Origin of the sequence: Neorhizobium sp. S3-V5DH (assembly GCF_004343065.1) — a bacterium.
In the GTDB taxonomy this organism is placed as follows: Bacteria; Pseudomonadota; Alphaproteobacteria; order Rhizobiales; family Rhizobiaceae; genus Neorhizobium; species Neorhizobium huautlense.
The window spans coordinates 150,063-176,433 of sequence record NZ_SMCL01000002.1 but is presented as its reverse complement, the minus strand read 5'-3'; the positions used below and the strand labels follow the sequence as shown (position 1 = coordinate 176,433).

Here is a 26,371-nt window from a genome sequence, read left to right as displayed (position 1 = left end):
ACACAGGGCGGGGGCGCCTCGGGGGCGGTGCGAGCACTCGTACCGCTCCCTTTTCTCACCTCGACACAGGCCATTGCTCCCATTCCCTCACTACCTTTCCTTGGCTATTCATAAGGGAGCGGACGGTGCGAGCCGCGGGGAACGGGGAGAGTGGTATGACAGCCGTCAAGTCGGACATAGAAATTGCGCGTGCCGCGAGGAAGAAACCTATTGCGGAGATCGGAGCGGGGCTGGCGATCCCGGCCGATGCCTTGGCGCCCTATGGCATCGACAAGGCCAAGGTGAGTGCCGACTTCATCAGGTCCCTATCGAAGCGCCCGGATGGCAAGCTCATTCTCGTGACTGCGATCAATCCGACGCCTGCGGGCGAAGGCAAGACCACCACCACGGTCGGTCTTGGGGACGGTCTCAACCGGATCGGCAAAAAAGCCGTGATCTGCGTTCGCGAGCCTTCGCTCGGGCCCTGTTTCGGCACCAAGGGCGGGGCTGCCGGTGGCGGTTATGCGCAGGTGGTGCCGATGGAGGACATCAACCTCCATTTTACGGGCGATTTTCATGCGATCACCTCGGCCCATAACCTCCTCTCGGCGATGATCGACAATCATATCTACTGGGGAAATGCGGAAAATATCGACGTGCGCCGGATCACCTGGCGGCGGGTAATGGACATGAACGACCGGGCTTTGCGGCAGGTGGTCGCCTCGCTCGGCGGCGTCGCCAACGGTTTTCCCCGCGAGAGCGGGTTCGACATTACCGTCGCCTCGGAGGTGATGGCGATCCTTTGCCTTGCCGCCGACCTCGAGGATCTCGAAAAGCGCCTCGGCAACATCGTGATCGGTTATCGCTTCGACCGGTCGCCGGTTTTTGCCCGCGACCTCAAGGCGGACAAGGCGATGACGGTGCTCCTGAAGGACGCCATGCAGCCGAACCTGGTTCAGACGCTCGAAAACAATCCGGCCTTCGTGCATGGCGGGCCTTTCGCCAATATCGCCCATGGCTGCAATTCGGTGATTGCCACAAGGACGGCGCTGAAGCTCGGCGATTATGTGGTGACCGAAGCTGGCTTCGGGGCAGATCTCGGCGCCGAAAAATTCTTCGACATCAAATGCCGCAAGGCGGGGCTCACGCCGGATGCCGCAGTGATCGTCGCCACCGTCCGGGCGCTCAAGATGAACGGCGGCGTGCGCAAGGACGACCTCGGGCGTGAAGACGTCGAGGCGCTGAAGCGCGGTTGTTCCAATCTCGGGCGTCACATCGCCAATGTGCGCAAGTTCGGCGTGCCGGTCGTGGTTGCGATCAATCACTTCACCTCGGATACGGATGCCGAGGTGGCGGCGGTGAAGGACTATGTGGCGCGGCACGGGGCGGACGCAATCCTCTGCCGGCATTGGGCGGAGGGCTCTGCCGGTATCGAGGAGCTGGCTCAGAAGGTGGTGGAGCTTGCCGAAGGCGGCCAGGCGAAATTTCAGCCGCTTTATCCCGACAACCTGCCGCTGATGGAGAAGATAGAGATCATCGCGTCGAAGATCTATCACGCCGGGGAGGTGACCGCCGACAAGGGTGTGCGCGACCAGCTCAAGGCATGGGAGGGGCAGGGTTATGGCTACCTGCCGATCTGCATGGCGAAAACGCAATATTCCTTCTCGACCGACCCCAACCTGCGCGGGGCGCCGGAAGGACATGTGGTGGACGTGCGCGAGGTGCGCCTGTCGGCCGGCGCCGGCTTCGTGGTGGCGATTACAGGTGAGATCATGACGATGCCGGGGCTCCCGAAGATCCCTTCGGCAGAGCGGATCTTCCTCAATGAGGCGGGATATGTGGAGGGGTTGTTCTGAGGTTTGTGACGCAGCCCGGCATTCCAGTGGGGCTCCACAATCCTATGTCTGCAGCCTGACAATCTGCGGGCTGACGATGGCAAGGAAAAGGTTGGGGTCACCGAGAGCTCGCGCAGAGAGCATCGCTCCATGAACCGAGGCCATCAGAATCTGCGCTTCTTCTTCCGGCGTATTGTCCAATCGAAACAGGCCCTGATCCGCGCCGGCTTTTAAGACGGATGCCAGCCACCCCGCCAGGTTGCGGAAATGGGCGCGGACACGGGATGCGACGGCCTCGGGCAGCATCTGCATCTCTCCGGCGAGCATCGCGCAGACGCAGAAGGATTGCGAGGCATCGAGGACACACTTTTGCCAGTAGCCCAGATAAGCTTGCAGCTGTTCTGCGGGGTCGGGGATCTGCTGGCTGAGAGACTTCAAGCCGCTCTGTGCCTGTTGCGTGTAACGATCGACCATGACGGCGACCAGTTCGGCCTTGGTGGGAAAGTGGTGGTGTATGCTTGCCTTCCGGATGCCGATCGCATCCGAGATGTCCGCATAGCTGAAGCCGTTATAGCCGCCCGCCACAACCAGCGCCTGGGCCTTTTCGAGTATCTTTTCCGAGGTCGTTAGTTCCATGCAATGGCCTACCTCCTGGTAGGGAGGCTGTCAAGTCGGCTCTCTTTGCGCTCGATTTCAAACATTCCCCCGAATGGGTTGACTTCCTAAATTTACCTTCCTACTAGTAGGTAGATGAATAAGGAGACTGTCATGCAAAATCAAACGTCGCCCCAGCCGCGGTGGTTGCGGTCCTACTATTTCACACGGGCGCTCTTTTCCGTCGCCTGGATTGCTGCAGCCATTCTATCGGGCGGTCATTCAGCCCTGGTCTCAGCATTGTTCGTGATCTATCCGGCGTGGGACGCCGTCGCCAACCTGGTCGATGCCCGATCGAACGGCGGTCTGAAAACGAACTTCCCCCAGGCGCTGAACGTCGCCGTCAGCACGATCACGACCGTGGCCGTGATTCTGGCGGCGATGAATAATACGCACGCGGTCCTGGCAGTCTTCGGTGTCTGGGCAATTCTGTCGGGTCTGTTGCAACTCTTTACCGGGGTGCGGCGGTGGCGGTCCTATGGCGCGCAGTGGGTGATGATCCTGAGCGGCGCGCAGTCGACCTTGGCCGGCGGCTTCATGATTACGCAGGCCCTCGGTGCCGCTCAGCCGACGATCTTCGACATCGTTCCATATGCGGGCTTCGGCGCGTTCTATTTCCTGCTTTCGGCAATCTGGCTAATGGTCACAGTCTATCGACAGGCAAACGCGAAAGGTTAGGTGCTATCTGCCCCGGATGGCTGATAAAAAGCTGTGGCGCGACAGGCTGCAGACGGCTACCGACAATACCGATACCCGTTCTCCCGCTCCATCACGTCGAGATGCAGGTGGTTTTGGTGGGCGGCGTCACTGCCTGGCGACAGGACGGTGGTGAAATGTAGGCAGGCGCCGGCGGTGGCGGTGCGCTGGAAGGCGCCTTCGAGCGTCGAATCCTCTTCGCGCGGCTTCATTTCCATCATCTCGCCGTTGTCGAGCCTGAAGGCGGCGACGTCGATACCGTTGCCGCGGGCGTGTTCGGATATCTTACCGGTCGAGGCGCCGTTTCTCAACCGGCAGGCATAGGTGGAGCCGGGCACGATGCCGGTGATCTTTCGTCCCGGCATGGCGATGTTCATAGCCGGCTGGACGGTATCCTTTAGCCAGTGCGCCATGGTGACCGCTGTCTTGCAGCGCATGACCGAACCGCCGAGCTCGACGCCCGGCAAGACTTCCGCGACCTTGATCGGTTGTTCGATGCCGCAACCCTTGCCGTCGTCGATAGGGGTGGCGGGTTCGAATTTCGTGCCAAGCGCGGAGAGTTCGGCAAGGCAGACTTTCAGCTCCTCCGGATTTTCCTTGATGAGCGGCGGGGGCGGGGGAGGTGGCGGCGTCTCGGCCTTGTCCTCCTCCTCTTCCTTGCCATCAGGATTGGCCTCGTCCGGTTTTTCCGCGTTTTTCTCGTCCGGCGTCGCAGGCGCGATGTCGTCAGGTTTTGCGAGGGGCTTTGGGACTTCGGCTTCGTATGGAGGTTTGGTGGCGGTGCCGGGCTGCTCGACGAGAGGCGGTTCCGCCACGGGCGTGGTGGCCGGCGGGCTGTCTGGGCCTTGGCTTGTCTGGTTCTGCGCCGCGGGTGGCGGTGTTTCCGAAGCGGGCGGTTTGCTGGGGGCGCCGTCGGCCTGTTGAGGTCCGTCGGGCGGGCTCCCGGCTTGCGTTGTTGCGTCTGGGGCGGGCTTCGGAATCGGCACGGGGACGCTGGCCAGTGCCGGGGGGTTCGGGATCGTGTTGCGTCCGCGCGACGAAGACCCCCGGCGTTGATTCGAGGATGCACGTTTGGGCCTGCCGTCCTGCAAGAGGCGATCGAGGAAGCTCACTTCCTGCACATCGGCAGGCTGCGACCGCGGTATTGGTCGATCGAGCGGCAATCCGGCGCCTATGATCAGGGGCAGGCCTGCCAGAACTGCGATCCACGAATACTTCATGCCTTGTCCCTCTTGAATCCCCGGGGGATGATAAACGTCGATCCTCCGGTTTTGGTCGCATTGCTGGCGCAAGAAATTCGCTTGCGCACAACCGCGACCCACGGTAACAATTCCGTCCATGACGATTTTGATGAACATCGGCAACTGGTGGTGGGCACGCTTCGCGCGGCCTTGACCAGTCATGTCCATCGACAAGACGCAAAGCCGCCCGAGTACCGAGGCGGCTTTTTTATTGGCCGCTTGAGGGGTCGGGCAATACGATCGGAGAGGCAGGAAAATGGTGACGATCATTCGGGATGACGGTTCGGAGGTCTACGAGACCAAGGGGGGGATCGCGGTCAGCCGGCAGCGGCGGGCGGCAGAATATGCCAATGCGATCTCGAGCTATGTCGACAAGCTCGACGAGCGGCGCGGCGCGGTCTTCTCCTCCAACTATGAATATCCCGGCCGTTATACTCGTTGGGATACGGCGATCGTCGATCCGCCGCTCGGCATCTCCTCCCATGGCCGCAAGGTGTGGATCGAGGCCTATAACGGTCGTGGCGAGGTGCTTCTTGGTTTTGTCGCGGAGAAACTGAAGACGGTTTCCGACCTGACGCTCGGGCAACAGACCGCCCGCCGGCTGGACCTCACCGTCAACGAGCCGAACCGTATCTTCACGGAGGAAGAGCGCTCGAAGATGCCGACGGTGTTTACCGTGCTTCGTGCTGTTGTCGATCTCTTCTATTCCGAAGCGGATGCGGCGATCGGCCTGTTCGGCGCTTTCGGTTACGATCTCGCCTTCCAGTTCGACGCCATCAAGCTTTCCATGCAGCGGCCCGAAGACCAGCGCGACATGGTGCTCTTCCTCCCCGACGAGATCCTTGTCGTGGATCACTATTCGGCCAAGGCCTGGATCGATCGCTATGACTTTTCCAAGGACAGTGTGACCACCGAGGGCAAGTCGGGGGAGATTGCGCCTGAACCCTTCCAGCGAACGACGGCAATGCCGCCGAAGGGCGATCACAAGCCGGGCGAATATGCCGAACTGGTAACCAAGGCGAAGGAGAGCTTCCGCCGCGGCGACCTTTTCGAGGTCGTGCCGGGTCAGAAATTCATGGAGCGCTGCGACTCGAAGCCGTCGGAGATTTCCAATCGGCTGAAGGCGATCAACCCGTCGCCTTATTCCTTCTTCATCAATCTCGGCCATCAGGAATATCTGATCGGCGCCTCGCCGGAAATGTTCGTCCGCGTGTCCGGCCGGCGTATCGAAACCTGCCCGATCTCGGGCACGATCAAACGCGGCGAAGATCCGATCGCCGACAGCGAGCAGATCCTGAAGCTCCTGAATTCCAAGAAGGACGAATCTGAGCTCACCATGTGCTCGGATGTCGACCGCAACGACAAGTCGCGCGTTTGCGAGCCGGGGTCGGTGAAGGTGATCGGCCGCCGGCAGATCGAGATGTATTCGCGGCTGATCCACACAGTCGACCATATCGAAGGCCGTCTTCGGCCGGACATGGACGCATTCGACGGCTTCCTCAGCCACGCCTGGGCGGTGACGGTCACCGGGGCACCGAAACTCTGGGCGATGCGGTTTATCGAGAACCATGAGAAGAGCCCGCGCGCCTGGTATGGTGGCGCGATCGGCATGGTCGGATTTAATGGCGACATGAATACCGGCCTGACGCTCAGGACGATCCGCGTGAAGGACGGCATTGCAGAAGTAAGAGCGGGAGCCACTCTTTTGAATGACAGCGATCCCCATGAGGAAGAGGCCGAGACGGAATTGAAAGCATCGGCCATGCTCGCCGCGATCCGCGATGCGCGCGCCGGCAATACGGCCAAGGTCGGCCGCGACGTGGCGCGGGTGGGGCAGGGTGTGAAAATCCTGCTGGTCGACCACGAGGACAGCTTCGTCCACACGCTCGCCAACTATTTCCGCCAGACGGGAGCGGAAGTCTCGACCGTGCGCACCCCGGTACCGGAAGAAGTGTTCGACCGCTTCGATCCGGATCTCGTGGTGCTCTCGCCCGGGCCTGGCAACCCGAAGGACTTCGACTGCAAGGCGACGATCAAGACGGCGCGGGCGAAGAACCTGCCAATCTTCGGCGTCTGCCTCGGCCTGCAGGCGCTTGCCGAAGCCTATGGCGGCGAACTCAGGCATCTGGCGCTTCCGATGCACGGCAAGCCGTCGCGCATCCGCGTGCTGGAGCCCGGCATCGTCTTTTCCGGCCTGGCGCGCGAGGTGACGGTCGGCCGCTACCACTCGATCTTCGCCGATCCGAAGACGCTCGATCCGAATTTTATGATCACCGCCGAAAGCGAAGACGGCACGATCATGGGCATCGAGCATGTGAAGGAGCCGATCGCCGCCGTGCAGTTCCATCCGGAATCGATCATGACACTCGGCGGCGATGCCGGCATGCGGATGATCGAGAACGTGGTGGCGCATCTTTCGCGCAAGCGCGAGACCAAGGCTGCGTGAGGTGACGGAAACCATCGCGATTGAACGCATCCGTGAGGACCATATCGAGAGCTTTCACGAGGCTCTCGATACCGTATCCCGCGAGCGCAAGTACCTGACCTTCCTGGAGGCGCCGCCGCTTGAAGCGACGCGTGCCTTCGTGCAGGACATGATTAAAGGCGGTCATCCGCAAGTCGTCGCCATGGTGGACGGCAAAGTGGTCGGCTGGTGCGACATTCGCCGCAATGCCCGGGAGACGCATGCCCATTGCGGAGCGCTCGGCATGGGCATCATCCCCGGCTATCGCGACAAGGGGCTCGGCAGGCGGCTGATCACGGCGGCGCTGGATCTTGCGCGGGGGAGCGGCCTCCATCGTGTCGAACTGCACGTGCATGCGGACAATCCGCGCGCCATCGCACTTTACGAAAAAGTGGGTTTCGTGCGGGAGGGCGTGGCCCGCGATGCGGTGAAGATCGATGGGCGGTTTATCGACGCGATCCAGATGGCAGTGATTTTCGGATAAGGGTCAGGCGCTGACCGAGGTGCGGGTATGAATTAGGTATCATCGAGTGATACTCCGCGTGACGCTGCCATGAGAGTACATTCCGTCCGGCTGCTGCGATGTCTCCTTTGACAAAGCCCTCCACCTGAGTCATACACCCCGCCAATCGAAACCGCCGAGCGATAATGTCGCGCCGGCGGTTTCGGCGTTTTGGGGCTCGGCTCCTGCAAATCATTCGCATGCGCATGAGGAAACGACGATGGTGGCGGTCAAGGTTGATCCGGTGGTGGAGCGGCTTGCCTTCTGGGGCATTCCGATCTCCTTCGGTGTCATGGGGCTGAAAATGCTCGCCTGGTGGGTGACCGGATCGGTGGCGCTGCTGTCGGACGGGCTGGAATCGACCGTGAATGTCGTTGCAGCCTTCATCGCCTATTTCGTCATTCGCTACGCTCGACGGCCGGCGGACCAGGACCATCAGTTCGGACACTACAAGGCGGAGTATCTCTCGGCTGTCGTCGAGGGCGTGCTGATCGTCGTTGCGGCGCTTTTGATCATCCAGGAGGCATGGGGAGCGCTTTTTGAACCGAGACTGCCGGATGCCCCGGTGCTCGGCCTGGCGATCAACGGACTAGCCGGCGTCATCAATGCCGGCTGGGCGACCATTCTGATACGGACCGGCAAGTCGCATCGCTCACCGGCATTGGCCGCGGACGGCCATCACATCATGTCGGATGTGGTGACCTCGGCCGGCGTCTTCATCGGCCTTATCCTCGCCGTCTGGACGGGTTACGCGATCCTGGATCCGCTGCTCGCCATCGTCGTCGCCGTCAACATCCTCTGGCAGGGCTACAAGGTGATTTCCAATTCGCTCGGCGGTCTGATGGACCGGGCGCTTGAGCCGGACGAAGAGGCGGCGGTGCGCGAGGCGATCACCACGCATTCGGAAGGCGCGCTCGGCGTGCACGACCTGAAATCCCGGCGCGCAGGGGCGGCCGCTTTCATCGATTTCCACCTGGTCGTGACGGCCGGAATGAGTGTCGGTGAGGCTCATCACATCTGCGACCGCTTGGAAGATGCGATCAAAGCGATTATTCCGGGCGCCACATTGGCGATCCATGTGGAGCCCGAAGACGAGCGCCCCCATGGACAGAAAGTAGAAATTGAAGGAACAGTGAAATGACGATGACGGATGTAAGCGGGCTTTCCCAGCTCGGAGCCAATGTCAGCACCCCTCAAAGCCCGGAGGCTGCGGTCCTGGAAAAAGTGCCGAACGGCAACCAAGGCACGGACTACGTGGTGCGGTTCACGGCGCCGGAATTCACGTCGCTCTGCCCGATGACCGGGCAGCCGGATTTCGCCCATATCGTCATCGACTATATTCCGGACGGCTTTCTGGTCGAGTCGAAGTCGCTCAAATTGTTCCTGCATTCCTTCCGCAACCATGGCGCTTTCCACGAGGATTGCTCGATCTATATTGCCCGGCGGATCGTCGACCTCCTGCAGCCGAAATGGCTGCGGATAGGGGCTTATTGGTACCCCCGCGGCGGCATTCCGATCGACGTCTTTTGGCAGACCGGCGAGGCGCCGGCCGGTGTCTGGCTGCCGGAACAGGGCGTCCCGACCTATCGCGGGCGCGGGTGAGGAACGAGCCGGCGAAGCCGGCAATCGATCCAGTGGATCGATTGCAGCGACGAGCGCGCCGGGATTTGGCGCCGGAAATTCGCCTCGCTCACACGTCCATCGAGCTGTCGTCGGTGCCGAAGTCGCTGTTGTCGAAGTCCGGCTGGTCATCGGCAAAGTCGTCGTTGCCGTAATCAGCCTGCTGAAGCGCATCGTTCGAATTGTCGGCCGCTCCGGCCGCACCACGGTTGTCCGAAGCCTCGCGGATCGCGTCGTCGCCGAAGTAGTTGTTGACGGTGGTTTCCTCCGTCGGAGCATTGCCGAAGGGATTGGTGCCTTCCGAGGGCGAGCCCCATCCGAGCGACGACATATGATGGCCGAAGATTCCGGACAATGAATTGGCAAGCAGCATGCCGCCCGCCACACCCGCAGCCGTGCCGAGAGCTCCCCGCAGAAAGCTGCCGCCGGCCGATGGCGCAGAGGCTTGCTGCGCCCATGGACCGGGGAAAGCAGACTGGGATGATGCGGCCCGATAGCCATCGTCACCCTCGCGGTTTGTGCGGTAGGTCTGGCGAGGGGCCGCGTTCCATGGGCCGGATGAGGAAGCCGGAGCGGGTTGCTGCGGCTGGCTCGATCCGAAAATGGAGCTGAGGAAGCCGCCGCCCTGCTCGGCGCGATGGTGTTCGCTTTCGCCCGCCTCCAGCTGGCGGACCCGTTCTTCAAGTTCCCTGATCCGATTGGCCGCCGCTTCCAGACCCTTTTCCTGAACCACCACCGCCTGGGCCAGATAGTAAGTGGCATAGGGCTGTTCGCGGCTCGCCTGTTCGATGAAGATCTCGGCCTCGCGATCCCTCGGGGTGGAGGACGCGGTTCGAACGCGGTCGAACAGGGAGGTCAGGATCTGGCGTTCTTCCGGGGACATGATCTTACTCCTTGCGAGCAAATAGTTCTCACAAGGAGTTAGGTTCGGTTTGGGGCGTTTAAAGCCGACGCTTTCTTAATTCTCTGTAACTTTAGCCAAAGGCCAGCGACAGGCCGACAAGCGCGGTCGCGGCGCCGGCGACGCGCGTCAATGCCGGGGCGAAGCGGGAAATGCCGTGGCCGAGCTCGATACCGGCGGCGTGAAGCGCTGCGGTTGCAACAGCAAATCCAGAGCCGAACTGCAACGCTCCAGCCGAGCCAAGCTCGCCGCCATGGGCAAAACCGTGGAAGAGCGCGAAGACGGCAACGACGGCCGCAGACACCGATGCGGGGACTTTCACGGCCATCGATACCAGAAGGCCGAGGCCGATCACCGAGGCGAGGATCGCCGGCTCGACGAAGGGCAGGGCAAGCCCGGTCAGGGATGCGCCAAAGCCCAGCGCCATGGTGCCGACGAATGCTGCGGGCACCGTCCAAAGAGCCTTGCCGCCGATCTGTGCGGCCCAGAGGCCAACAGCCACCATGGCGAGGATGTGATCGAGACCAAAAAACGGGTGCGACACGCCGGCCAAAAACGAACCGTGCTCCGTCGGGTCAAGATGGGCGAAGGCCGGGGCGGAAAAAGCCGCAAGAATAGCGGTGGCGAGTAAAAGGCGTTTCAGCATTCGGGTCCCCTCGAAATCGTGATCGTGTGAAATGAGATCGAAGGATAGGCAAGCGGCGGCGCACTGTCCATTGTCAATCGCGGATCGGGCGGAATGCAGCCTACGTCATTCACCTTAGTCCGTGGAAGGTTGCTTCTTAGACTTCGTCTCCATTGTTTTACGGCCGCGAACGCATTATGTCCCGTATCAGAATCCATCCAGGAGACCGTAATGAACGACGAAGACGACAACGAAGACAAGACGAAGGAACTGCCGCTCGGCAAGGAAACGGAGGCGAATCTTTTCAAGTCGCGTTCGATCTTCATCTACGGGCCGATCACACAGGAATTGGCGCAGAAGGTCTGCACCCAGCTCGTGGCGCTCTCCGCGGCCAGCGACGAGGACATTCGGATCTACGTGAATTCGCCCGGCGGGCACGTCGAGTCCGGCGACTCGGTCCACGACATGATCAAGTTCATCAAGCCGAAGGTCTGGATGATCGGCACAGGCTGGGTGGCCTCAGCTGGCGCCCTGATCTATGTCGCCGCTCCCAAGGAGCGCCGCATCGCTCTGCCGAACACCCGTTTCCTGTTGCACCAACCGTCCGGCGGGACGCGCGGCATGGCTTCCGACATCGAAATCCAGGCTCGCGAAATCATCAAGATGAACGAGCGGCTGATCAAGATCTTCTCCAAGGCTACCGGTCAGCCGGAAGAGAAGATCGCCAAGGATATCGATCGCGACTACTGGCTCGGTGCCGAAGAGGCCGTCGCTTATGGCCTGGTTTCCAAAATCGTCACCTCTCAGAGCGAAATCTGAGCGGTCGAACCCAAAGCAAAGCCCCGCCAGCAGAAGCCGGCGGGGCTTTTTCTTATCCGGCTTTGCCGCGAGTGCCGGTGCTAGCCCGCAACGCCGATCCGGCGCGCCTTGAAATAGGCGAGCAGTCTGACAGACAGTGCCGCGGCGATGAGCACCATGGCGGGAAGATAAGCGGTGTCCATGACGGCCCGTTTTCCGAAGGTGAAGACGAAGGAAATCCAGATATACCAGGCGCCGAAACCGTGCACGCCGTGCCAGAGCCTGTCGCCCATCGCCGCAACAATCCGATCGAACGAACTTGCGGCCATGGCGGCGATGAAGAGATAGGCGAGGCTTCCGGTCAGGATCGTGACGGGGTTGGTCAATTTCCAGAACAGGTCCGGATCGACCGATGCCAGGAGCAGGATCGCCCCGAGATGCACGAAATGCGAGAGGGCGAAGGAAAGTCCGAGGTAACGCCGATTGCGGCGCTGCCAGATGGTGTATGCCCCCGGCACCAGCTTCACCCATGCCGAGGCCGTGAAGGCCATGAGGAAGAGGATGAGGGAGAGGCGTGCGGTCCACCGGATGACCATCCGCGCGCCCTCGGTGGTGGCGGTCGTCGATCCGGCGGCAACAGCCAGCAGAAGGAATAATACACATGCGACGGATGCGACCAGTCGCCAGCCATTCAATGCCATGTCGGCAGCCTCCCAAGGTTTAAACATGTAAGCAGTGATTACATGCCTTGAGCCAGTGAGCAAGGGATATAATCAGTGATTACAAAAAAGTGATGCCGTGCTAAGGTTGCGTGATCACGATACAGTTTGAAGAGAAACATGCCGAACACCAAAGACGCCAAGGTCCCCCGAGGGACCTATCACCACGGAAATCTGGTCGAAGCGTTGGTGGCGGCGGCTATCGCGATCGTGGAGGAAAAGGGCGTCGACAATCTCTCGGTGCGTGAGGTCGCGAAAAATGCCGGCGTTTCGCCGGGCGCTCCTTTTCGTCACTTCAGCAGCAAAGCCGCCTTGCTGACGGCGGTGGCCGAGCAGGCGATCCAACGCCTGGCCGGTTCGGTCGGGCAGGCGCTGTCGGTGCTTGCGCAGGACGATCCCATGGAACAGCTTCGGGCGATGGGCATGGGTTACATCGATTGGGCCCGGCTGAACCCGACACATTTCCAGATCGTCAGTTCGCGTACGCTGATCGACTTCCACGGCTCGGAAACTCTGGTGGCAGTGAACGAGGCATTGCGGCTACAGCTTGCGGACATCATTCGGCGGGCCAAGGACGAGGGGCGGATGAAAGCGTCGCTCGACGTCGAGGACGTCATGCTTTCGGCCCGCGCCCTCGTCTACGGATTGGCGCGGATGTATATCGACGGGCATTTCCCGGAATGGAAGGTTTCCCGGCCACCGGAGGATGCGATGCGCCGGGCGCTCGATCTGTTCATTGAGGGGCTTCGTGCATCGCCGCCGGGCGCCAGGCGATGAGGCCTTCGGTACGGGCGCGCACCTCGGGAGGGGCAAGACAGGTGGCGACCGCTTCGTAACCTGGAGCGCCCGGATAGGGAGCGACTCTCCTCGGCGGGCTGTGGTTGGCTGGGCAGAGCAGAATCGCCTCGTCCGGTCCAACGAGCGCGAGGTCGAGGATCGCGGAGGAGCGGGTCAGCATGAAGAGTGGCCTTTGGGCAGGTGTTCGATAGCGCAGGTAGGCAATCAACGCTTCCTGCGTGGCCCGGTCGAGGCCCTGTTCGATCATGTCTATGACCAGGACGCGTGGGCCCTCTGCTTCCAATGCGGCGAGAAGAACGGTGAGGTCGGGGGAGGGCGTAGCCCCATCCTCGGCGAGCCAGGCGAGCACCAGATCGACGCGAGCTCTCAATTCCTCATCGGCGGAAAGCTGGCGGTTTAGTTCCGAAGCATCGTCACCGGCCCGGTCTAGATCGAGAAAAAGCGCGCCGGGCAGGCGTTTCGCAATCTCCCTGGCGAGCCGCGTCTTGCCGCTGCCGAGCGGTCCGATGATGTAGTTGAGACGCCTGATGTCGCGCAGTTCGAACCGTTCACCACCCCAAGGCCAGGGAAGGTCGAAGCTCACGACGGGATCACCGGCCGGCTGCGCCAGCCGTATCAGGCTCTCGGTTCCCGGCGGACGACCATCCGCCAGCTCCGCGCGCAGGGTCCGGACCCGCTCGATTGTCTCCGTGACGCGGCGCGCCTCGAGCTTAAGCCTCGCATGATGCGCGGCAAGCACAGGCTCAAGATCCTGCGGTTGCCCTTCAGGACCCGGGCTATCTGCGCAAGACTGAGGCCCAGCGCCCTCAGGGCTGCGATCTCGGCGATGCGGGTCATCTGGACAGGGCCATAGGTGCGCCATCCGGCGGCGGTGCGGACGGGCGTGACAAGCCCACGCTGTTCATAAAGACGGAGCGCCTTCTGGGATATCCCAAGCCGTTCGGAGGCTTCGGAGGGGCTCAGATAGTGTGCGGACGTCATCAAGAATCACCTCGCCGGTTGTTGGCCGCAGCTTTTATCGGAGCGGACCCAGGGGCCAGGTCAATAGGTATCGGCAGGCGAGGACGACGGTTTTATCCGCATCCAGTACATCCCGCGGCCGGCACCGGGTTTAAGCCGACCGAACCAGGGCGGGAGGGAACGATGCGGGCCGGTCGCTCTGCCAGTTTTGCGCGAAGGCGATAAAGTCCGCCGACGACATCGGTTTTGCGAATGCGTATCCCTGGAGGATCTGACAACCGAGGCTGCGCAGTATTTCGATATGAGCCGGGGTCTCGACCCCTTCTGCGACGATCTCGATGCCTTGAGAGCGGCCGATCTCGATAATCGATGCGACGAGCTGCCGCTGGGAGCCGGATTCCAGCGGGGCGATGAGCTTGCGGTCGATCTTCAACCTCTTCGGGCCGAGTTCGAGCAGGCTGACGATAGAAGCATGGCCGGTTCCGAAATCGTCGATTTCGATGTCTATTCCGAGAGCTTTCAAATTGAGGATGGCGGCCTTCAGTTCCTTGTCCTGATCCTCGAACGAAATCGATTCCAGAAGCTCGAAGGAGAGCGTTCCGGGGGTGAATGACAGTTCCGTCACCCGCTTGAAGAGCCGCTCGTCCTTCAGTCTCTGGGCGGAGATATTGACCGACAGATGCGGAACGTCGATCCCGAGGGTTCGCCACCAGGTCGTCTGGAAGAGCGCCCGATCGAGAATGGTCGCGTCCATGTCGGCCGCCTTGTGCAGATTTTCGGCGATGTGGAGGAATTTATCGGGCGTCAGCAGGCCCCGGGTCGGATGCTGCCAGCGGGCGAGCGCCTCGACGCCGACGATTGCCAGCGAATGTGCGTCGAACTGGGGCTGGAAGTAGGGAATGATCTGGTCCTGCTCCAGCGCGCTCAGGAACTCGTCGGACAGCCGCTTTGTCAGCACGGCGGCGGCGCGCAGCTTTTCGGAGAACAGTTCGACCCGGTTGCGGCCGAGCTTCTTGGCCTCATAGAGCGCGATATCGGCGTTGATCAACAACTGGCCAAGCTCTTCACCAGCCCTCGTCTGGCACGCGATACCCGCGCTGCAGCCGATCCGGCACTGGTGCTCGCCGATATCCATCGGCCTTGAGAGCGCCGTCACGATCGATTGTGCAAGATGGCGGGCCCTTGCGAGCGGCTCGGCTCCGCCGGTAACGACAACGAATTCGTCGCCGCCGATGCGGGAGGCGAATTCGTCGTGCCCGATAAGATCGAGGAGGCGGGCCGTGGCCTCCTTGAGAACGGCATCGCCTGCCGCATGGCCGAAGGTATCGTTGACCTCCTTGAAGCGATCGAGGTCTATATGGATGAAGGCGAGCTTGTGATCATCCTGGCTCGCAGTTTCCTCGGCGGCCATGAACTGGTCGAGGAACCGGCGGTTGGGCAGGCCGGTCAGCGCATCGTGCAGAGACTGGTGCTCGAGCGTCCGCCTCGCAGACCGCAATTCGGCGTTCTGCCGCTCCGCCCGAGCCTTTGCTTCCCGCAGTTCGGCGTTCATTGTCACGTCCGTGGTGACGTCCCAGTTGGCGCCAACGACCCGCTTGATCCCGCTTGCTGCAACATATGTGGCACCGTGAGCGCGGATATGACGGATCTTTCCGTCACGCGACACCACGCGGAATTCCAGGCCGTGGCTTGTATCCTCGTGGATCGACTTGGCGAGCTGTTCGTTTACGGCCTGGACATCATCGGGATGGATCGCCTCCCGCCAGTCCCGATGTTCGCAAGTCTCTTTGTCCTGCGGCACGTCATAAAGCTCGCGCATGCGCCGATCCCAAATGAGCGCTTTGGACGATGGCTCGTATTCCCAAACACCGACGCCGGATGCTTCGAGGGCCAATTCCAGCCGCTGCGACAGGGTTTCGAGCTGCTCCTCGCGCTGTTGCAGAGTGAGCGTGTTGCGATGGCGCTGTTTCATCAGCAGGCCCGCCCAGATCAGCGGCCCGGCGATGCAAAGCGCGACCAGAAAGGCCGTGATGCGAAAACTGACGATATCCGGCGGCGAACCTTGCCACCCTTCTTTCGGTACAGCGGCAAGATACCAGGTATCGTGTCCGAGCTCGAACCGCGCCTTGACCGGTTCTTGCGAAAATACTTCGCGATTGCCAAGGAAAACATCTTCGTTGCCCGGCACGGGACGCTTTGCGATCGCTATGTCGAGGCTCTGGCGAGGCGTGTTGACGTTGCTGTCGGTATAAAGCCTTTGGAGGTCGATAACCGCCGAAATGACGCCCCAGAAGCGGCCATTAGAAAGCGAAAAGACGGGGTATCGGGCGATCAGTCCCTGTCCGCCCTGAACGAGGTTCACCGGGCCGGTGATGACCAGGGCCCGTCTTTCGATGGCCCTCATCACCGATCCCCTCTGCTGCTCATTGGTTCGGTAATCGAGGCCGATCGCTTTTTTGTTCGCGTGTTCCGGATAGACGAATTTGACGACGAGATCGGGCGCCGCCGCGATGTTTCGAAGCTGGGAGGGAACCCCGAAGATGCGCTCGGACAAGGCCGAAAACTGCGGCTGGGTCATGTTCGGGTTTGCAGCGACGGCTGCGATCAATCCATAGATCAGGTTGACGTTGCCGCGGACATTGGTTTCCAGGCTCGATGCGACCCGCGCGAGCTGCTCTGCCGCCTTGACCTGTTGCGCTACGCGAAATTGTTCATGCTTCTCGATATCTGCCCGAACCACCCCGATCACCACGGCTGCGGCAGCCACCAGGGCGGGAAGGAAATAGCCAAGCCCGTAGAAATGCGGCCTTAGCCATTTCGATTTCGAGGCGAGCGACAGTGGGATCATGCGGATTTCCGAAGAGGGTAAAGACTGTTGCTCATAAACTCTTGATTGCCATGGGGATCGGGTCGAGCACCGGCGTCCGACGTCAGGTGGAGTTGATCCGGTTCCTGCCGGTGCGCTTGGATCGATAAAGGCCGTCGTCAGCCCGCTTGAGAGCCTCGTCGGAAGATGCATCAAGCGCGGAAAAATCGCTCAAGCCGCCGCTGATCGTCACGTTGTGTCCGACTGCACGTTGAAGATTCGACGCAACCTGCTGCCGCAGCTTATTGGCGATGATAATGCCATGCTGCTTGCGGGTAGCAGGCATCACGATCACGAATTCATCCCCGCCGAGACGCGCCACGAAATCCGTCTTTCGCAATTCCTGGCGACAGACATTGGCAGTCACCTGCAGAACCATATCGCCCACCGCATGGCCCAGCTGATCGTTGACCGTTTTGAAATTGTCGATGTCGAACATCAGTATCGAGGTGGGGATGTGCTCATCGCGGAAGAGTTCGAATTTCAGCTGAAGGACGTCCAGCAGTTTTCTGCGATTGAAAAGCCCGGTCAGCGCATCGGTTTCGCTTTGATGACGCAGCTGGTTCTCGATCGCGTTCTTTTCGGTGATGTTGCTTGCCACCCATACGACCGCGTCCTCGTCGTCCACCTGGAAGTCCAGAGCCTGGACGCGTCCTTCGAACCAGATCGGATGGTCCGGTCCAGCGGAGTCCATTCCCAAGACATCGCGGGCGGAAAGGCTGTATTCGACGATGTGCAGGGAGCGCGAAGACAGCGCCTTGTCGATCTCGCGGACAAACCGACTGGCCTTTTCGAAGCTCAGGACGTCATAAACATTCTTGCCGACGAGCCCGCTGCCGTCATGGTAATGACGGGTATCCTTGCCGCCGAACAAAGCGGCATAACGACCGCTGCGCGTCAGAATGAAACAGGGGTCCGGCATGGCCGAGAGGATGAAGTAGAGCTGTTCGCGCGAAAAGAGAGAGTGAGTTCCGACGTCAATCTCTGCAAGGCGACCTGGCAATGCCGTCATGGATGGTCTCTAAGCTTCTCTCGTTGGCCCGTTTCTCCAATGGAGCGCGGTAGGAGGACATACCTCGACAAGGCTACAGCCAAGTTCCTTCGAAAGTATCAACGCATGCGAATATTCGCACAAACGACTGGACGGCCTGGATCGCGGCCGCAGGGCGCTCCGGGTGCGTGAACGGCCTTCCCGAGGTTTGTTCACCGCCGTACCTTTTTGCCGCCAACAGACCTTGCTTCGGCGGTGGCAGTGATGCTCCATGCCGGCTTTCGAGCTCACGAGTCCCGCCCGCATGCTCAAGGATTTTTCCATCTCCGCCCTGATGATGGGCCTGCTGACTGCATTTGTCGGCTTCATCAGTTCGTTCGCCGTCATCATGCAGGGGCTGCAGGCCATGGGCGCCAGCGCACCGGAGATCGCCTCGGCGCTGCTTGCGCAATCGGTGGCGATGGGCGTGCTGGCGGTCGTCTTCTCCTCCTGGTTCCGCATGCCGATCAGTATCGCCTGGTCGACTCCTGGCGCCGCGCTCCTGTCCGGCATCAGCGCGATCGAGGGCGGCTTTCCCGCCGTCGTCGGAGCGTTTGTGGTGTGTGGCGCGCTGATCATCCTTTCGGGCCTGTTCCGTCCGCTCGGCCGTGCGATCCGGATGATCCCGGCGCCGCTCGCCAATGCGATGCTTGCCGGCATTCTGCTGAGCTTGTGCCTGGCGCCGGTAAAAGCCGTCGCATTCAATCCGGCGCTCGGCCTGCCGATCGTCCTGACCTGGATGGTGGTGGTTTCCCGCTGGCGGCTCTGGGCCGTGCCGGCCGCGCTTGGCGCGCTCGTACTGGTATTGATCTTCGGGGTCGAATTGCCGCCGGACGTCTTTACCCAGATCGGCGCCGCCATCCATCCGGATCTGACCTTCATCAATCCCGTCTTTACCTGGAACGGCATCGTATCCGTGGGGATACCGCTCTTTATCGTCACCATGGCGTCCCAGAATATTCCGGGCATCGCGATCCTCAAGGTGCACCATTACGAGCCGCCGCCGGGCGTGCTCTTTGCCGGGACTGGCATATTTTCGATCCTCGGTGGATTGGTCGGCGGCGTGCCGGTCAACATGGCCGCGATCACGGCGGCCATGTGCGCCAGCGAGGATGCCCATCCCGATCCGAACAAGCGCTATTGGGCAGCGATCGTGGGCGGTTTCGGCTATATCGGCCTGGGTTTGGTTGCCGGAGGAATCATAGCTTTCGTATCGCTGGCGCCGCCGATCCTGCTGCAGGCCGTGGCGGGGTTGGGGCTGGTCGCGGCTTTTTCGAGCGCCGCTTTCGCCGCCTACAAGGAGCCCGACACGCGCGAGGCTGCGGCAATCACCTTTCTCGTCACCGCTTCCGGCACATCGTTTGCCGGTATATCCGGGGCTTTCTGGGGCCTGGTTGCAGGCGGCGTGATGTTGGGTTTGCGGCATTTCCTGCATACATCGAAAAGATGAGCAGGGACTTGCCTCGCTTTTCGGCTGCGGTTATACATCCGGGCATGACCATGACAGGCGCAATCATGTCCCACCGTTTGCCGACCCGCCGCACCGCGGCCGGGGCGACGGTTTTTGCGCTTTTCTCGCTTCTTAGCCTCGACCTTACGCGCGGTTGCCGGGTCCGTTGAGGAGCGCCCGGCGGCCGAAAGCCTGCCGGCGCAAGAGCTCCTCTCACGAACATTCAAGACATCGGCCACAATAGACCCTAAGGGTCCGCATCGCTGACGGCTTTTCCCGGAACGGGCGCCACAGCAACGCGTGAAGCGAGAAGAGAGTTCAAACCATGGACGCCAAGACCCACACCGTAAAACAGGGCATGCCGGAGGCAGCCGTGAAATACCGGCCTTATCCGGCGATCAATATTCCCGATCGGACCTGGCCTTCCAAGACGATTTCCAAGGCGCCGATCTGGTGTTCCGTCGACCTGCGCGACGGCAACCAGTCGCTGGTCAACCCGATGGGTCACGACCGCAAGGCGCGCATGTTCAAGCTGTTGCTGGACATGGGCTTCAAGGAGATCGAAATCGGATTTCCATCCGCATCCCAGACGGATTTCGATTTTGCACGCTGGTGCGTGGAAGAGGGCGGCGTGCCTGAAGACGTTTCGCTGCAGGTGCTTGTTCAGTGCCGCCCGGAGCTGATCACCCGCACCTTCGAGGCTTTGGAGGGCGCACACAAGCCGATCATCCATTTCTACAATTCGACCTCGGAACTGCAGCGGCGCGTGGTATTCGGCAAGGATGTCGCCGGCATCAAGCAGATCGCGGTCGATGCGGCGAAGATGATCACGGAAATGGCGGAAAAGGCAGGCGGCGGTTATCGCTTCGAATATTCTCCGGAAAGCTTCACCGGCACCGAACTGGAGGTCGCGCTCGAAATTTCGAATGCCATCATCGACATCATCAAGCCGACCGCGGACAACAAGCTGATCCTGAACCTGCCGTCCACTGTCGAGATGGCGACACCGAACATATATGCCGACCAGATCGAATGGATGTGCCGCAATATCGACAACCGCGAGAACGTCATCGTTTCGCTGCATCCCCACAACGATCGAGGCACGGGTATCGCCGCAACCGAGCTCGCTCTGATGGCCGGTGCCGACCGGGTGGAAGGCACGCTGTTCGGCAATGGTGAGCGCACCGGCAATGTAGATATCGTCACCCTGGCGCTCAACATGTACACGCAGGGCGTGGACCCGGAGCTGGACTGCTCCGACATCGAGCGGATCAAGGCTGTCTACGAATATTCCAACGAGATGAAGATCCCCGAACGGCACCCTTACGTCGGTGAACTGGTCTATACCGCGTTCTCCGGCTCGCATCAGGATGCGATCAACAAGGGCATGAAGGCGATCAAGGTGGCGAACCACCCCGTCTGGGAGGTGCCTTATCTGCCGATCGACCCACGGGATGTCGGCCGCTCCTATGAGGCGATCATCCGCATCAACTCGCAGTCCGGCAAGGGGGGCATCGCCTATATCCTGCAGGAAGACTACGGCCTCAATCTGCCGCGCAATCTCCAGGTCGAATTCCGGGAGGACATCCAGCGCATTACCGACGAAGAGGGCGTGGAACTTCCCTCGAGACGCATCTACGAGCGTTTTATCGAGCGCTATGTGGAACAGCCGGACGCTCGACTGAAATTCGTCGACCATCACACCTATCCAGCCGGCAGCGACCACAAGGGCGTGCGCGTCGTGGCCGCCGAGATCACGGACGGCGGCGAGGTGAAGCGCATCGAGGGCAAGGGCACCGGGCCGATCGACGGCTTCATCCATGCGCTGTCGACCTATCTCGGGATCGAGCTGTCGGTCGCGGATTACTCCGAACATTCGCTGCAGCACGGCTCCAACGCTTCTGCGATCGCCTATGTGGAAATGGAGCATCCGGGCGGAAAACTGTTCGGCGCCGGCATCAACAAGAACATCGTCGCGGCCTCGCTCGAAGCGATCGTATCAGCGGCGAACAGGGTACTGGAAGAGCGGGCGACAAAGGCCTGACATGAGCCTCCACGCCGAACTTTATGGTGAGCTGCATCGGGCAGCTCCCATCGTGCTTCTGCATGGGTTCGGCGGAACAGCCGCCGCCTGGACCGCCGTCGCCAAGACACTGGCGGCGGAACTGCCGGTCATCGCCTATGATTTGCCGGGACATGGCAGGTCGCTGTCCGTGGAGCCGGCCGGCGGCGCGGGATGGATGGCGAAAGCCATAGTTGCCGATCTTCACCAGCGCGATGTTGAGAAGTTCCACCTTGCCGGCCATTCCATGGGCGGCGCGGTGGCGGCGCTCATCGCATTGCGAACTCCGGAACAGGTCGCGAGCCTGACGCTTTTCGCACCGGGCGGCTTCGGCCGGGGGATCAATGGAGAAGCGTTGAGATGCTATGCCTCTGCCGGGAATAGGGAGGAGATGCGGGCCGCGCTTCTGATGATGAGCGGCCGACAACATCCTGTAAGCGACGCCGAGGTGGAAAGCACGCTGGAGCGGCGGCGCCTTTCCGGTGCGCGCGAGGCTTTGAAGCGGATTCTCGGTACCATCCTGGTCGATGCCGGAGGCCGTGAGCAAGGGATGCTACCGGTCGAAGATCTGGGACGGCTGGCAATGCCAGTGCGTGTTCTATGGGGCGAGGGAGACGGTATTCTTCCCGTTACGCAGGCCGACGGCTTACCCTCGAATGTCGCTGTTCACCGCTTGCCGGAGGCCGGTCATATGCTGATCGACGAATGTCCGGAGGCGGTCGTCCGCGTCATTCGGCTCGGTATTTCTCACGCGGTCTAGATCAGCCCCGCAGCCTTTGCGGCGATATCGTCCAGATCCGCGGCGGAAGAGGGGCCTATGACCATGTAGGTCGCAAGCGGGGTCACCCAGGTGACGATTCCCGTTTCGTTGCGGATTTCCTCGAGCGAGCGATTGCCCTCGGGCCGCGTCTTGGTGAAGGTGATGGCGATCACGTCGCCGTCCGCATCGCCATCGACGCGCCGGTAAAAAAGCTGCCCGGCCGGAGTGCCGCCGGCGGAAAACATGCGCGCTCCCTGAAAGACGAGGCCGCTGCCTTGAAGATCCGGAATGCGGAAGCTTATTCCGGTATTGGTCGTCAGCCATTCTAGGATGTCGGCGGCTCTTTCGGCGGGGATTTCCGTCAGATGATTGGTCTGGCGGGCATAAAGCCGATACTGGGCGATGATATCGTCCAGCCAATCGCGCGCGGCCTGCGCCGGCGCCGCAATGGCGACACGTCCCTGGGGCGCTGCCGGGCGGCTGCCAAGCATATAGCCGATTGCGCCGCCAAGCACGAATAGGGAGAGGCAGGCAATGAAGGTCCGCACGCCAGATGGTTTGAGCGAAAAGCCGGAGCGCGGAGCCTGCGGCAGCCGGACGGCACGGCGCGGCAACGGTGCGTGCTTGATGGAGCGGACCAGATCGAGCGGAACGGGTTCCTTCAGCATATCGTCGAACGCCCGTCGGCCGATTTCCGAGCCGTGCCGCAGCGCGTCGTGCAATGCGCGGACCTGAGGATCGTTCACCAGCAGTTCTTCGACATCGTGCCAGTCGCCGTCGCCCGTCTGTGCGTCGACATAGGCGGAGAGCCGCAATTCGAGCGGTGACGGCTGCGACGCGTTCACCGTCACGCCCTCCGCTCGGTTGTCACGGCGTTGAGCGATGAAAGACCAAGGCGGGCGGCACAGAGGCGGGCCGCAAGCTGATCTGCCGGAATACCCAGGATGGTGGCGGCTTCCTGACAGGTGAAGCCTTCCACATCGGTAAGCAGGAAAGCGGAGGCAAGCCCTTCCGGCATCGAGAGTACGGCACTCGCCGTCTTCTTCCTTTCGGGCGCCGAGCCGGCGTCGGTTCCGGCGGGTTCAGCCTTTCGGCGCTTCCTCGCTTCGTCCGACCAGATCGTCCGCATGATGCTGAATAGCCAGTTCTCGAGCCGTCCCTCTCCCTTCCAGTGGTGGCTTTTTTGAATCGCCCGCATGGCAGCGCCACGAACCAGCTGGTCGGCATCCGACGCATCGCCCGTGAGCGTCATCGCAAAACGACGCAGGCGTGGGAGGAGGGCGACGAGATCGCGCCGGATGTCGGTCGATGGGCTCGGTTGGCTCATAGGCAGAGAGCGGCTTTGCTATGGTTGATAATGTCGGTGATGACTTAGTCTGATACTAGCTATGACGGGAATGTGGCGATTCCGCAACAATCGCGACATTGATTCTACAACATTCTCGCGGCTTCCGGGATCGAAATGGTCGGCGGCATCTCGCCGTAGAGGAGCCGGCTGATATCGAGACCCACTCCGTCTCCATTCTCGGTGAGACTGTAGCGCTCGCAGAGGAGGTTCCAGGCGCCGGGTTCCCCGGAAAGGGTGAACAGGTTGTAGGCGGCCCGCGGTTTGTGCCCGCCCGGCCCCTGCGACGCAGAGGCTATGCCGAGGACGGGAACCTGACCGTGGTGACTTCTCAGCCAATAAAGCGTGTTGAGATGGGTGTGCCCGTGCAGCACCAGTTCGGCGCCGCCGGTCGAGATCGCGGCGGCAAAACGGCGGATGCCGATCATTCTCTTGTGCGAGGATGCCGCGCCATGAATCGGGGGGTGATGGATCAGCACGATGCGGAACAGACCCTCTTCGCCGGCCTTCTTCAGCAGGTTTACGGTTTCGCGCGCCTGCCTGGGACTGTAATAGCCGGAAGCCGAGAAAGGCGGGGTCGCATTGGATGTCGAGCAGCCGATGACCGCGATCGGCCCGCGGCGCCGATAGGTGGGGAAGATGTGGTCGTGCTCCGGCCAGATTTCCGGGTCGTCATCGCTGGCGATGAAGGGATACCATGCCGCCACCGACTTATCATGGGCGCCGGGGACATAGGCATCGTGATTGCCCGGCACGACCGTCGTTTCCAGAGGATCCCCGATGGTCTGCAGCCATTCGGCAGCCAGTCGGATCTCGATGCCGGTCGCAAGATTGACGAGATCACCGGTCACGACCAGATGATCCGGCTCGCGCGTCTTCAAATCGCTCAAAAGCAGGTCAAGCGTGTTGACGAAAAGATGCTTGCGGCGATTCCGGTGCCAATTGACAAAGCCGGTGATACGCTTCGAAAAGAGTTCGCGAAGCGTCAGTTTCGGAAGCGGGCCTAAATGGATGTCGGAAATATGCGCGAATTTGAACATGCCGCAGACATAACGCATAAGCCCGCAAATCGTTATCGATTTTCTGACGGCTCCCGGAGTTATGAATGAGCAATGACGGCATCCCGGAGGTCCGAGGTTTTCGAACAAGGATGATGGTCTGGCTGTTGCACCAGTTCTTCATCATGAGACGGGGCATGACGCTTGGCGTGCGCGCAGCCTGCTTCGATGCGGAAGGGCGCATCTTCCTGGTTCGCCATACCTATGTTCCCGGCTGGTACATGCCGGGCGGAGGCATGGAACGGCACGAGACTGCCCGCGCCGCACTCGCGAAGGAGCTGAGGGAAGAGGGCAATCTGGAAATCCTCGGAGAACCGGCCCTTTTTCACGTCTACTATAATCGCAATGCCAGCAAGCGGGATCACGTCCTCTTCTACCAGGTGACCGTCGATCAGATGGCACCGAGGGCTCCCAACAGGGAGATTGCGGAGAGCGGATTTTTCGCGTTGGATGCCTTGCCCGAGGACACGACGACTGCGACCCGGCGACGGCTCAAGGAACTGTGCGGCGAGGTTGAGAAGTCGGATTTCTGGTGAAGCTTGCCGACCGGTTGATCAGCCGGGAATCATTCCGCCAAAGCTGGTGTGTCCATTTTCCAGGCTCTCGAAACATCCGCCAGCTTCCATAGGCGCCCGCTTTACAATGCCAGCGCTAGGGGAAAATGACCTGTTCAGCCTGATGTATTGGCCCTCAGCCCAGGCGCGAGCGTGTACTTCGTAAAGAAACTCGCGTTCGGCTTCGGCGCCCTGTTCGACAATCCGTACGACCCAGTATTGGTTTCTGGGAAACACCGAAACTGCATTGCACATGGCTGCCTCCCTTCCGTCGGGGGAGAAGCGATTACTGGCGCCCGACCCGTGACCCTTCGTCTCCTTATTCATAGTCCGTTTGGACGCCAAAGTCGATCGAAATATTCTTTTGGATATATCGGCGGCGGTGTGTCGCAGCCGTCGCCGATGCGATGCCGATCATGCTGCGGTCTTCAATTTCTCCCTTCCGTGCGGTCCATCCAGATCGATCACCGGGCCCACGGGCACTATGCCGGTCGGATTGATCGTCCGGTGGCTGCCGTAATAGTGGTTCTTGATGTGCAGGAGATTGCAGGTCTCGGCGATACCCGGATGCTGGTAGAGGTCGCGCAGGTAGCCTGAGAGGTTCGGATAGTCGGCGATGCGGCGAATATTGCATTTGAAGTGGCCGACATAGACCGGATCGAAGCGGAAGAGTGTGGTGAAGAGCCGCCAATCGGCCTCTGTCAGCCGGTCGCCGAAGAGATAGCGGCTGGGGCCGAGGCGCTGTTCCAGCATGTCCAGAGTATCGAAAAGCCGGGCAACGGCCTGCGCATAGGCCTCCTGCTCGGTCGCGAAACCTGCCTTGTAGACGCCGTTGTTGACGGTGTCATAGACGAGCGTGTTCAGCTCATCGATTTCAGCGCGGAGATCTTCCGGATAGAGATCCGCAGCGGAGCCCGTCAGTCCGTCGAAGGCGCTGTTGAACATGCGGATGATTTCCGCGCTTTCGTTGGAGACGATCGTGTTCTGCTTCCTGTCCCAGAGAACCGGTACGGTGACGCGTCCGGTATAGTGCGGATCGGCCTTCAGATAGACCTGATAGAGATAGTCGTAATCGAAGAGGTCGTCGCCGGTCGCACCATCGCGCCTTTTAAACTCCCAGCCGTTCTCCAGCATCAGATAATCGACTACCGAAACAGAAATCAGCTCCTCGAGCTTCTTCAGTTTGCGGAAAATCAGCGTGCGATGCGCCCAGGGACAAGCGTAGGAGACATAGAGGTGGTAGCGCCCGGCCTCCGCCTTGAAACCGCCTATGCCAGACGGGCCGGCGGCGCCATCGGCAGTTACCCAGTTCCGGAATTGCGAAGCAGCCCGCTTGAAATGGCCCTTGCTTTCCTTCGTGTCGTACCAGACGTCCTGCCATTTTCCATCGACAAGCATGCCCATGGCATTCTCCTTGAGGTTATTTCGGCCAATAGATACGGCAGCGGTGACTT

At 61.1% G+C, this 26,371-nt stretch carries 24 protein-coding genes and 1 pseudogene; 12 read left to right on the top strand and 13 right to left on the bottom strand.

What is annotated here, in order from left to right:
• The first annotated feature begins 155 nt into the window (after positions 1 to 155).
• Complete coding sequence (locus EDE09_RS04360) at positions 156 to 1,835, top strand: formate--tetrahydrofolate ligase (RefSeq protein WP_132409111.1); 1,680 nt, start codon at positions 156 to 158, stop codon at positions 1,833 to 1,835.
• Positions 1,836 to 1,877: 42 nt separating this feature from the next.
• Here EDE09_RS04360 and EDE09_RS04355 read toward each other — a convergent pair whose 3' ends face one another.
• Entirely contained in the window at positions 1,878 to 2,450 is a 573-nt protein-coding gene (locus EDE09_RS04355) for a TetR/AcrR family transcriptional regulator (protein ID WP_132409109.1), read from the bottom strand.
• 132 nt (positions 2,451 to 2,582) lie between these two features.
• Here EDE09_RS04355 and EDE09_RS04350 point away from each other — a divergent pair, with 132 nt between their 5' ends.
• Positions 2,583 to 3,146, top strand: a complete 564-nt coding sequence (locus EDE09_RS04350) for a DUF308 domain-containing protein (RefSeq protein WP_132409107.1) — start codon at positions 2,583 to 2,585, stop codon at positions 3,144 to 3,146.
• A 56-nt stretch (positions 3,147 to 3,202) separates the two neighbouring features.
• Here the strand turns inward: EDE09_RS04350 and EDE09_RS04345 are convergent, their stop codons facing one another.
• Entirely contained in the window at positions 3,203 to 4,384 is a 1,182-nt protein-coding gene (locus tag EDE09_RS04345; protein ID WP_165924110.1) for an extensin family protein, read from the bottom strand.
• 277 nt (positions 4,385 to 4,661) lie between these two features.
• Here EDE09_RS04345 and EDE09_RS04340 point away from each other — a divergent pair, with 277 nt between their 5' ends.
• From EDE09_RS04340 to queF, 4 genes are all read left to right on the top strand, one after another.
• Positions 4,662 to 6,851 (top strand): anthranilate synthase, encoded by a 2,190-nt coding sequence (locus EDE09_RS04340; RefSeq protein WP_132409103.1) that lies wholly within the window; start codon positions 4,662 to 4,664, stop codon positions 6,849 to 6,851.
• Positions 6,844 to 7,353 (top strand): GNAT family N-acetyltransferase, encoded by a 510-nt coding sequence (locus EDE09_RS04335; protein ID WP_105370330.1) that lies wholly within the window; start codon positions 6,844 to 6,846, stop codon positions 7,351 to 7,353. The genes EDE09_RS04340 and EDE09_RS04335 overlap by 8 nt, the downstream gene beginning before the upstream one ends.
• A gap of 238 nt (positions 7,354 to 7,591) precedes the next feature.
• Positions 7,592 to 8,512 (top strand): cation diffusion facilitator family transporter, encoded by a 921-nt coding sequence (locus EDE09_RS04330; protein ID WP_132409101.1) that lies wholly within the window; start codon positions 7,592 to 7,594, stop codon positions 8,510 to 8,512.
• Complete coding sequence (gene queF, locus EDE09_RS04325) at positions 8,509 to 8,973, top strand: preQ(1) synthase (protein ID WP_105370328.1); 465 nt, start codon at positions 8,509 to 8,511, stop codon at positions 8,971 to 8,973. The genes EDE09_RS04330 and queF overlap by 4 nt, the downstream gene beginning before the upstream one ends.
• An 88-nt stretch (positions 8,974 to 9,061) precedes the next feature.
• On the opposite strand, the gene EDE09_RS04320 is transcribed toward queF, so the two are convergent.
• Together EDE09_RS04320 and EDE09_RS04315 are read right to left on the bottom strand one after the other, a co-directional pair.
• Positions 9,062 to 9,874 (bottom strand): DUF2076 domain-containing protein, encoded by an 813-nt coding sequence (locus EDE09_RS04320; protein WP_112800894.1) that lies wholly within the window; start codon positions 9,872 to 9,874, stop codon positions 9,062 to 9,064.
• A 91-nt stretch (positions 9,875 to 9,965) separates the two neighbouring features.
• Positions 9,966 to 10,538 (bottom strand): HupE/UreJ family protein, encoded by a 573-nt coding sequence (locus EDE09_RS04315; RefSeq protein WP_132409099.1) that lies wholly within the window; start codon positions 10,536 to 10,538, stop codon positions 9,966 to 9,968.
• A 210-nt stretch (positions 10,539 to 10,748) separates the two neighbouring features.
• On the opposite strand from EDE09_RS04315, the gene EDE09_RS04310 reads away from it, so the two are divergent.
• Positions 10,749 to 11,336 (top strand): ATP-dependent Clp protease proteolytic subunit, encoded by a 588-nt coding sequence (locus EDE09_RS04310; RefSeq protein WP_105370325.1) that lies wholly within the window; start codon positions 10,749 to 10,751, stop codon positions 11,334 to 11,336.
• A gap of 80 nt (positions 11,337 to 11,416) precedes the next feature.
• Here the strand turns inward: EDE09_RS04310 and EDE09_RS04305 are convergent, their stop codons facing one another.
• Positions 11,417 to 12,016 (bottom strand): hypothetical protein, encoded by a 600-nt coding sequence (locus tag EDE09_RS04305; RefSeq protein ID WP_112800897.1) that lies wholly within the window; start codon positions 12,014 to 12,016, stop codon positions 11,417 to 11,419.
• A 138-nt stretch (positions 12,017 to 12,154) separates the two neighbouring features.
• On the opposite strand from EDE09_RS04305, the gene EDE09_RS04300 reads away from it, so the two are divergent.
• Positions 12,155 to 12,811, top strand: a complete 657-nt coding sequence (locus EDE09_RS04300) for a TetR/AcrR family transcriptional regulator (RefSeq protein ID WP_132409097.1) — start codon at positions 12,155 to 12,157, stop codon at positions 12,809 to 12,811.
• Here the strand turns inward: EDE09_RS04300 and EDE09_RS04295 are convergent.
• The 4 genes and pseudogenes from EDE09_RS04295 to EDE09_RS04285 form a co-directional block, all read right to left on the bottom strand.
• Positions 12,768 to 13,571 (bottom strand): ATP-binding protein, encoded by an 804-nt coding sequence (locus tag EDE09_RS04295; RefSeq protein WP_245505076.1) that lies wholly within the window; start codon positions 13,569 to 13,571, stop codon positions 12,768 to 12,770. The genes EDE09_RS04300 and EDE09_RS04295 overlap by 44 nt on opposite strands.
• Before the next feature lie 80 nt (positions 13,572 to 13,651).
• Positions 13,652 to 13,813 (bottom strand): annotated as a pseudogene (locus EDE09_RS28575) (MerR family transcriptional regulator); the annotation flags it as partial.
• Positions 13,814 to 13,943: 130 nt separating this feature from the next.
• Positions 13,944 to 16,640: an EAL domain-containing protein gene (locus tag EDE09_RS04290; protein ID WP_132409095.1), complete on the bottom strand. Its 2,697-nt coding sequence runs from the start codon at positions 16,638 to 16,640 to the stop codon at positions 13,944 to 13,946.
• An 82-nt stretch (positions 16,641 to 16,722) separates the two neighbouring features.
• On the bottom strand, positions 16,723 to 17,670 hold the full coding sequence (locus tag EDE09_RS04285) for a diguanylate cyclase (protein WP_132409093.1): 948 nt from the start codon (positions 17,668 to 17,670) through the stop codon (positions 16,723 to 16,725).
• A gap of 283 nt (positions 17,671 to 17,953) precedes the next feature.
• Between EDE09_RS04285 and EDE09_RS04280 the strand changes: the two genes are divergently transcribed.
• The 3 genes from EDE09_RS04280 to EDE09_RS04270 all read left to right on the top strand — a co-directional run bounded on the left by EDE09_RS04280 (position 17,954) and on the right by EDE09_RS04270 (position 21,960).
• A complete protein-coding gene (locus tag EDE09_RS04280; protein ID WP_132409091.1) occupies positions 17,954 to 19,138 on the top strand; it encodes a benzoate/H(+) symporter BenE family transporter in 1,185 nt (394 codons plus the stop codon).
• A 325-nt stretch (positions 19,139 to 19,463) separates the two neighbouring features.
• Complete coding sequence (leuA, locus tag EDE09_RS04275) at positions 19,464 to 21,182, top strand: 2-isopropylmalate synthase (protein WP_132409089.1); 1,719 nt, start codon at positions 19,464 to 19,466, stop codon at positions 21,180 to 21,182.
• 1 nt (position 21,183) lies between these two features.
• Positions 21,184 to 21,960, top strand: coding sequence for an alpha/beta fold hydrolase (locus EDE09_RS04270; protein ID WP_132409087.1), 777 nt, complete (start codon positions 21,184 to 21,186; stop codon positions 21,958 to 21,960).
• Here EDE09_RS04270 and EDE09_RS04265 read toward each other — a convergent pair.
• The 3 genes from EDE09_RS04265 to EDE09_RS04255 all read right to left on the bottom strand — a co-directional run bounded on the left by EDE09_RS04265 (position 21,957) and on the right by EDE09_RS04255 (position 24,345).
• Positions 21,957 to 22,805, bottom strand: a complete 849-nt coding sequence (locus EDE09_RS04265) for an anti-sigma factor (protein WP_132409085.1) — start codon at positions 22,803 to 22,805, stop codon at positions 21,957 to 21,959. The two genes, EDE09_RS04270 and EDE09_RS04265, sit on opposite strands and share 4 nt — an antisense overlap.
• 2 nt (positions 22,806 to 22,807) lie before the next feature.
• On the bottom strand, positions 22,808 to 23,287 hold the full coding sequence (locus EDE09_RS04260) for a sigma factor (protein WP_105370317.1): 480 nt from the start codon (positions 23,285 to 23,287) through the stop codon (positions 22,808 to 22,810).
• 104 nt (positions 23,288 to 23,391) lie between these two features.
• Complete coding sequence (locus EDE09_RS04255) at positions 23,392 to 24,345, bottom strand: metallophosphoesterase (protein ID WP_132409323.1); 954 nt, start codon at positions 24,343 to 24,345, stop codon at positions 23,392 to 23,394.
• A 65-nt stretch (positions 24,346 to 24,410) separates the two neighbouring features.
• Here EDE09_RS04255 and EDE09_RS04250 point away from each other — a divergent pair, with 65 nt between their 5' ends.
• Positions 24,411 to 24,899, top strand: a complete 489-nt coding sequence (locus EDE09_RS04250; protein WP_132409083.1) for an NUDIX domain-containing protein — start codon at positions 24,411 to 24,413, stop codon at positions 24,897 to 24,899.
• Positions 24,900 to 25,331: 432 nt separating this feature from the next.
• On the opposite strand, the gene EDE09_RS04245 is transcribed toward EDE09_RS04250, so the two are convergent.
• Positions 25,332 to 26,321, bottom strand: a complete 990-nt coding sequence (locus EDE09_RS04245) for a glutathione S-transferase family protein (RefSeq protein ID WP_132409081.1) — start codon at positions 26,319 to 26,321, stop codon at positions 25,332 to 25,334.
• Positions 26,322 to 26,371 lie beyond the last annotated feature (50 nt).